The sequence below is a fragment of the Geodermatophilus sp. DF01-2 genome (assembly GCF_004571065.1).
Lineage (GTDB): Bacteria > Actinomycetota > Actinomycetes > Mycobacteriales > Geodermatophilaceae > Geodermatophilus.
Genome location: NZ_SPQN01000061.1, coordinates 19,828 through 27,024, shown reverse-complemented (window position 1 = coordinate 27,024; position 7,197 = coordinate 19,828). Strand labels below are relative to the sequence as shown.

General features: G+C 72.9%; 8 protein-coding genes. 6 read left to right on the top strand and 2 right to left on the bottom strand.

Annotation, left to right across the window (positions count from 1 at the left end; translation table 11 throughout):
* Positions 1–191: 191 nt before the first annotated feature.
* Positions 192–920: a glutamine amidotransferase gene (locus tag E4P41_RS15530; protein WP_135142174.1), complete on the bottom strand. Its 729-nt coding sequence runs from the start codon at positions 918–920 to the stop codon at positions 192–194.
* A gap of 126 nt (positions 921–1,046) precedes the next feature.
* On the opposite strand from E4P41_RS15530, the gene E4P41_RS15525 reads away from it, so the two are divergent.
* From E4P41_RS15525 to E4P41_RS15500, 6 genes are all read left to right on the top strand, one after another.
* Positions 1,047–1,310 (top strand): hypothetical protein, encoded by a 264-nt coding sequence (locus E4P41_RS15525; RefSeq protein WP_135142173.1) that lies wholly within the window; start codon positions 1,047–1,049, stop codon positions 1,308–1,310.
* Complete coding sequence (locus tag E4P41_RS15520; protein ID WP_135142172.1) at positions 1,307–2,137, top strand: hypothetical protein; 831 nt, start codon at positions 1,307–1,309, stop codon at positions 2,135–2,137. The genes E4P41_RS15525 and E4P41_RS15520 overlap by 4 nt, the downstream gene beginning before the upstream one ends.
* Positions 2,137–3,933 (top strand): fumarate reductase/succinate dehydrogenase flavoprotein subunit, encoded by a 1,797-nt coding sequence (locus tag E4P41_RS15515; RefSeq protein WP_209307743.1) that lies wholly within the window; start codon positions 2,137–2,139, stop codon positions 3,931–3,933. Before E4P41_RS15520 ends, E4P41_RS15515 begins: the two co-directional genes overlap by 1 nt.
* Positions 3,930–4,748, top strand: a complete 819-nt coding sequence (locus tag E4P41_RS15510; protein ID WP_135142171.1) for a succinate dehydrogenase/fumarate reductase iron-sulfur subunit — start codon at positions 3,930–3,932, stop codon at positions 4,746–4,748. The genes E4P41_RS15515 and E4P41_RS15510 overlap by 4 nt, the downstream gene beginning before the upstream one ends.
* Before the next feature lie 211 nt (positions 4,749–4,959).
* A complete protein-coding gene (locus E4P41_RS15505; RefSeq protein ID WP_135142170.1) occupies positions 4,960–5,430 on the top strand; it encodes a hypothetical protein in 471 nt (156 codons plus the stop codon).
* Between the two features lie 480 nt (positions 5,431–5,910).
* The gene (locus E4P41_RS15500) at positions 5,911–6,888 is read left to right on the top strand and encodes a hypothetical protein (RefSeq protein ID WP_135142169.1); all 978 of its coding nucleotides are present in this window, start codon (positions 5,911–5,913) and stop codon (positions 6,886–6,888) included.
* A 62-nt stretch (positions 6,889–6,950) separates the two neighbouring features.
* On the opposite strand, the gene E4P41_RS15495 is transcribed toward E4P41_RS15500, so the two are convergent.
* Positions 6,951–7,172 (bottom strand): hypothetical protein, encoded by a 222-nt coding sequence (locus E4P41_RS15495; RefSeq protein WP_135142168.1) that lies wholly within the window; start codon positions 7,170–7,172, stop codon positions 6,951–6,953.
* Between the last annotated feature and the right edge of the window lie 25 nt (positions 7,173–7,197).

Here is a 7,197-nt window from a genome sequence, read left to right as displayed (position 1 = left end):
CGGTCGCGGGGGTCCGCAGGACCTCCCGATCGGGACACGGGCGGGGCTCAGCGGCGACCGGGGACGGCTCCTGGCCGCGGTGTGGGGCGGTCGCGGGGGTCCGCAGGACCTCCCGATCGGGACACGGGCGGGGCTCAGCGGCGACCGGGGACGGCTCCTGGCCGCGGTGTCGGCCGGTAGGCCGACGATGACTAAGCGTAGCGGGCGACGAAGTTGGCGAGCACCCGGCTCGGCTCGGTCACCACCGCCGTGCTGATCCGGGCGATGAGCTCCTCCATCTCCGCCGGCGGGAAGTAGCCGGCGTGCTGGTAGACCCGCACCCGGGTCACGACCCCGGCGATGTCGAGCTCGGGATGGAACTGCGTCGCGTACACGTTCCGCCCGACCCGGAACATCTGCACCGGGCACCCCGCCGACGTGGCCAGCAGCACCGCCGTCGGTGGCAGCACCTGGCAGGCCTCCTTGTGCCCGACCAGCGCGTCGAACAGCTCCGGCATCCCGGCGAGGACGGGGTCCGCCCGGCCGGCCGGGGTCAGCTCGACCGGCACGCAGGAGACCGGCTCGCCGTACGTGCGGTCCACCACCCCGCCCTGGTGCACGCCGAGGGTCCCGATGCCGTAGCACGCCCCGAGGAAGGGCAGGTCGCGGGCGACGATCTCGTCCAGCAGCGCCGACAGCTCCGCCTCGACCCGGCGCTGGACGGCGGACTTGCCGCCGGCCGGGTCGCTGGAGTTGAACGGCCCGCCGCCGAGGAGCACCCCCGAGTAGTCATCGAGGTCCAGCGGGGGCAGCGGTCCGGCCTCCAGCCGGACGCGCCGCAACCGGGCCTCGTCGAGGCCGGTCGCCCGGAGGAACGCCGCGTACTCGTCGTCCGCGGCCTCGTCCTCCGGCCGCGAGGCCAGCAGCAGAAAGGGCCGCACGGGCAGCGATGCTAGGCGCGCCGGGCCGGGGGACGGCGCCGCGGAAGTCCTTCCCCCGGCCCGGCGTCCGTGGTCGACTGCGCTGCACCGCCCCGACGGCGGTGTGACCGGCACCTGGAGGCAGCGATGTCCCTGGAGCAGGACGTGGCGGCGGCCCGGCGGGCCGTCGACGCACTGGAAGCGGCGTGCACCCCGCTCACCCGGCACTTCGGGGACACCGTGGACGCGCGCCGGCTCACGATCGACGTCGCGCGGCTGCGCGACGACCTCACCCTGCTGTGCGGCGCCGCACGCGGGCGGCAGGTGCTCGGCGCCCCGCCCTCCCCCGCCGTCCTGTGGGACGACGGCTACGACGCGGGCACCGGCGGGTCCGGCCGCACGAACCGGTGACCACGACCGCGCCGCGCGGCACCGGGGCGGCCACTCCGGGACGCGGTAGCGGCGGGCCTGCTCCCCGGCGCGCGGCGATCGCGGCGCGGACGCTGCGCACCGACCGCTGGTGGCTCCAGCCGCTGCTGACCGTGCTCGCATTGGTGGCCTTCATCGTCTACTCGACCGTGCGGGCGTTCCAGAACGACCACTACTTCTCCGAGCCCTACATCTCGCCGTTCTACTCGCCGTGCATCACCACGGCCTGCGAGGGGTCGACCTTCCCCGAGCTGTTCACCGGCCCGGCCTGGATCTCCCCGGCGATCTACATCCTCGTCGTCCCGCTGGGCTTCCGGCTGACCTGCTACTACTACCGGAAGGCCTACTACCGCTCGTTCTGGCTCTCGCCCCCGGCCTGCGCGGTCGCCGAGCCGCACCGGCGCTACACCGGCGAGACCCGGCTGCCGCTGCTGGGGCAGAACGTGCACCGGTACTTCTTCTACCTCGGGCTGGTCTTCAACGTCGTCCTCACCTACGACGCCGTCCTCGCCTTCCGCGACGAGACCGGCGAGTGGGGGCACATGGGCCTGGGCACCCTGGTGCTCCTCGCCAACGCCGCCCTGCTGTGGCTGTACTCGTTGTCCTGCCACTCCTGCCGGCACGTCGTCGGCGGGCGGCTGAACTCCTTCTCCCGGCACCCGCTGCGCTACCGCGCCTGGACGGCGGTCTCGCGGCTCAACGCCCGGCACGCGAAGTTCGCCTGGATCTCGCTGGTCGGCGTCGCGCTCGCCGACCTCTACGTCTTCCTGCTGGCCACCGGCACGATCTCCGACCCGAGGTTCTTCTGATGGAGCTGGAAAGACACGCGTACGACGTCGTCGTCGTCGGAGCCGGCGGCGCGGGCCTGCGGGCCGCGATCGCCGCGCACGAGGCCGGGGCGCGCACGGCCGTCGTCTGCAAGTCCCTGCTCGGCAAGGCGCACACGGTCATGGCCGAGGGCGGCATCGCCGCGGCGATGGGCAACGCCTACCCGGAGGACAACTGGCGGGTGCACTTCCGGGACACCATGCGCGGCGGGAAGATGCTCAACTCCTGGCGGATGGCCCAGCTGCACGCGCAGGAGGCTCCGGACCGGGTCCGGGAGCTCGAGGACTGGGGCGCCCTGTTCGACCGCACCCCCGACGGGCTGATCAGCCAGCGCGACTTCGGTGGCCACCGCTACGCCCGGCTGGCCCACGTCGGCGACCGCACCGGCCTCGAGCTGATCCGCACCCTGCAGCAGCGGAGCGTCGCCCTCGGCGTCGACGTGTACATGGAGTGCACGGTCACCCGGCTGCTCACCGACGAGGACGGCATCACCGGCGCGTTCGGGTACTGGCGGGAGTCGGGGCGCTTCCTCGCGTGGGAGGCGCCGTCGGTCGTGCTCGCCACCGGGGGCATCGGCAAGTCCTACAAGGTCACCTCGAACTCCTGGGAGTACACCGGCGACGGCCACTCGCTCGCGCTCCAGGCCGGTGCCTCGCTGGTGAACATGGAGTTCGTCCAGTTCCACCCGACCGGGATGGTGTGGCCGCCGTCCGTGCGCGGGATCCTCGTGACCGAGAGCGTCCGCGGCGACGGCGGCGTCCTGAAGAACTCCTCGGGCAACCGCTTCATGTTCGACTACATCCCCGACTTCTTCCGCAAGGAGACGGCGGAGACCGAGGACGAGGCCGACCGCTGGTACACCGACAAGAAGAACAACCGGCGCCCGCCCGAGCTCCTGCCCCGCGACGAGGTCGCGCGCGCCATCAACAGCGAGGTGAAGGCCGGCCGCGGCTCACCGCACGGCGGGGTGTTCCTCGACATCGCCTCCCGCCGGCCGGCCGAGTACGTCCGCAAGCGGCTGCCGTCGATGTACCACCAGTTCAAGGAGCTGGCCGACGTCGACATCACCGCCGAGGCGATGGAGGTCGGCCCCACCTGCCACTACGTGATGGGCGGGGTCGAGGTCGACCCCGACACCGCCGCGGCCGGCGTGCCGGGCCTGTTCGCTGCGGGCGAGGTCGCCGGCGGCATGCACGGCTCGAACCGGCTGGGCGGCAACTCGCTGTCGGACCTGCTGGTCTTCGGCCGGCGGGCCGGCGTGGCCGCGGCCGAGCACGCCCAGAAGCGGGCCGGCCTGGTGGCGCTCGCCGAGGAGGCCCTGGCCGACGCCGCGCGGGCGGCGTTGGCACCGTTCGAGCGCGACGGCGGCGAGAACGCCTACGCGGTGCAGCTGGAACTGCAGCAGACGATGCACGACCTGGTCGGCATCATCCGGACCGCGCCGGAGATGGAGCGGGCGCTCGAGCGCATCGCCGCGCTGAAGGAGCGGGTGGCCGCCCTCTCCGTCGAGGGCCACCGGCAGTACAACCCCGGCTGGCACCTCGCGCTGGACCTGCCGCACATGCTGCTGGTGAGCGAGTGCGTCGCCCGGGCCGCGCTCGCCCGCGAGGAGAGCCGCGGCGGCCACACCCGCGACGACTTCCCGGCCACCGACCCGGACTGGGGCCGCACGAATCTCGCCTGCGAACGGGCACCGGACGGCACGGTGCACCTGGCGCGGCAGCCGTTGCCGGATATGCCGCCGGAGCTCGCCGAGATCTTCGAGGAGGGACCGTGACCGAGCCCGGCGAACCCAGCACCGGCGACCTCGACGAGGGCCGCACGAGGAGCGGGGGCGGTTACGACGCGACGTTCCGGGTGTGGCGCGGCGACGCCTCGGGCGGGGACCTGCAGACCTTCACCGTGCCGGTGAACGAAGGCGAGGTCGTGCTCGACGTCATCCACCGGGTGCAGCAGACCCAGGCGGGCGACCTCGCCGTCCGGTGGAACTGCAAGGCCGGCAAGTGCGGCTCCTGCAGCGCGGAGGTCAACGGCCGGCCGCGGCTGATGTGCCTCACGCGGATGAGCACGTTCGCGGAGGACGAGACGGTGACCGTCACCCCGCTGCGGACCTTCCCCGTCATCCGCGACCTGGTCACCGACGTCTCGTACAACTACGAGAAGGCCGCGCAGATCCCGGCGTTCACCCCGCGGCCGCGCGACCCCGACGGCAACCACCGGATGCAGCAGGTCGATGTCGAACGGCCGCAGGAGTTCCGCAAGTGCATCGAGTGCTGGCTGTGCCAGGACACCTGCCATGTCATCCGCGATCACGAGGAGAACAAGGCCGCCTTCGCCGGGCCGCGCTTCCTCATCCGGCTGGCCGAGCTGGACATGCACCCGCTCGACGTGGCCGACCGCCGCGACGCGGCGCAGGACGACTTCGGCCTGGGCTACTGCAACATCACCAAGTGCTGCAGCGAGGTGTGCCCCGAGGGCATCCACCTCACCGACAACGGGATCATCCCGCTGAAGGAGCGCGTGGTGGACCGGAAGTTCGACCCGCTGACCTTCCTCGGGTCCAGGATCCGGCGCCGGCGTCCCGGGGACTGATCCCCGGCGGTCCGGAGGAGTGCGATTCCGTCACGAGGCGTGCAAGGAGGAGCGGGTCGGTGCGGATCGGCGACCGGCTGGCACGGCGGCGCGTCGACCGGGTGGCCGGGGCCACGGGGCCGGGCGGCGGCCCGGCACCGCCGTCCGCTCCCGATCCCCCGCGGCACTCCTGCCCCTCTGGGACTGGGAGGAGCGTCTGCGGACCGGCACGGTGAGGAACGACTCTCGCGAAGCGGCCCGGGACGCGGACTACCTGGCCGCGGACTGGTCCGAGGCACGGCTCCGGGCGGAGGTCATCCGCTGGTTGGCCGAGACCGGCACGGAGATCGACGTCCAGGGCGCCGAGGTCGTCGGTCCGCTCGATCTTCCGGACGCGACGCTCGCGAGCCGGCTGCGGTTCCGCCGCTGCCTGTTCCGCGAGCCCGTCGACGTCAGCGGGGCCACGCTCGTAGCGCTGGATCTCAGTGGTTCGCGGATCCCCGAACTGCGTGCGGCCCGGCTCAGGTGCGACGTCCTGACGTTCGGGGACCGGGGCGTGGCCGGGCGCGTCGACATCTCCACGGCCGAGCTGGGGCACATCTCGTTCACCGGCCTGCTGCTGGAGGGCGGCAGGAGGAGCCGGACCAGGAGCAGGACGAGGAACCAGGGCAGAAGAAGTCCGTCCTCGACGCGCGAGTGCTGACGACCTCACGAAGCGCGGACTTCGACAGGGGCTTCGAGGCGAGGGGGCGCGTGCGCTTCACCGGGGCGTCCGTCGGGGGCCAGCTGAACTTCCGCAACGCCGTGGTCCACGACCAGTTGACGCTCCACGAGGCCACGGTCTCCCGCGCGCTGTATCTCCGTGAAGGGCGTTCCACGGCCAGGTCAACCTGGCAGAGGCCCGCATCACCGGGCGAGTGGATGGCGCGGACGCCACCTTCGCGGCCGGCAAGGCGAAAGCGCTCGACCTCAACGGGACCACGGTCGACCGCTCGGTCCAGCTGACGCGCGCTGTCGTCCTGGGGGGGGCATCGCCGTACGGAACTGCACGATCAAGGGCAGTCTGCGGCTGACCCGCGCGCGGCTCCGCGCGCCGGACGACTCCCCGCCAGGCTCTCCGGTGTCGGCCGGGGACACCACGTCACTCCCTCACGGCCAGCGGAGTGCCCCTGCCGCGTCGGACATGACGCGCGCGGGCCTGCAGAGGCACATCGATCAGCGATCAGCGGACATCGCCGCCAAGAACTGGGATGCCGTGAGCCGTGCGGGTGCAGTCGAGCCGGACGGTCCCGGCGTTGCGCTGCGCGTCGACAACTCGACCATCGGATCGGCTCTGCTGCTGACGGCTGCCGCCGTCGACGGGGCCGTCGACGTGACGGCGACCTCGGTGGAGGGGCGGGTCGACGTGAGCCGGGCGCAGCTCGGCCGAGCCGGCGTGCCCGCCCTGCGGTTGAGCGAGTCGAGGATCGGCGGGACTCTCAGTCTGCGCGACCTGGCAGCCGTGCGCGGAGGACCGGACCTCTCCCGGCTGTCCGTCGGCCGTCTGGACGACGACCCCGCGGTCTGGACCACAGCCGGGAGCTACGAGATCCGCGGTCTGACCTACCAGGCGATCGACTCCGACGAGGAGTCGTGGTCCTTGAAGGGCCGACGAAGCTGGCTGGCGGGACAGACCCCCTTCTCCCCGCAACCGTACGAGCAGCTCGCGGGCCTGCTCGTGCGCAACGGGCGCCGCCACGAGGCGTGGCGCGTGCTGCAGCAGGAGCGTGCGGCCCGACGAACCGCAGGGACGCTGCGCTGGTGGCAGTGGCCGGGGCACATCGCCTCCGGGGTCTTCCTCGGCCACGGATACCGCCCCGAGTTCGCCCTCTGGGCGCTGCTGCTCCCGGCTCTCGGCTGGGTGTTCTACGAGGTCGCCTGGGACGTGGGCGCCATCCGTCCGGTCAGCGCCATGGAGACGGTCACGGGGAGGTGCACGTCGACCGGCGCGTGCTTCACCCCCCGCGTCACTCGTTCGAGAACGCGTTCCCGGTCGTCGGCCTGGGCCACCGCTCGGTGTGGCGAGTGGACGATCGAGTCGCCTCCGGCCTGTACAGCTACCTCGCCGCGTCGCAGGTTATCCTGGGTTGGGTGCTCGCCACCGCAGGCGTGGCCGGCCTGACCCGCCGGGTGGCCAAGACCTGACGGCGGACCCGAGTCGACGGCTCGGCGGACAGCGGCCCTTCACTCCTCCTGCTGCTCCCCGGCCCGCCGTTCGGCCCCGGTCTCCCCGGCGTCACCGGCGTCCTGACCGGCCACCCGGCCGACGAACTCGTCGGAGTCGCCGGTGCCCGTGGTGCTCGCCGCGTCGGGCCCGTCGGTGTCGCCGCCGCCGGTCGCCCGGGTCAGCGCCTCGGCGTCGTCGCGGTCCACGTCGTCCTCACCGGGCCGGGGGTCGGTGTCCATCGTCGTCGTCCTCCGCGGGGGTTCT

What these genes read in the sequence shown, in the direction of transcription:
- E4P41_RS15495 (WP_135142168.1), bottom strand. Translation starts at nt 7,172, where the DNA reads ATGGACACCGACCCCCGGCCCGGTGAGGACGACGTGGACCGCGACGAC.
- E4P41_RS15515 (WP_209307743.1), top strand. Translation starts at nt 2,137, where the DNA reads ATGGAGCTGGAAAGACACGCGTACGACGTCGTCGTCGTCGGAGCCGGC.
- E4P41_RS15525 (WP_135142173.1), top strand. Translation starts at nt 1,047, where the DNA reads ATGTCCCTGGAGCAGGACGTGGCGGCGGCCCGGCGGGCCGTCGACGCA.
- E4P41_RS15500 (WP_135142169.1), top strand. Translation starts at nt 5,911, where the DNA reads ATGACGCGCGCGGGCCTGCAGAGGCACATCGATCAGCGATCAGCGGAC.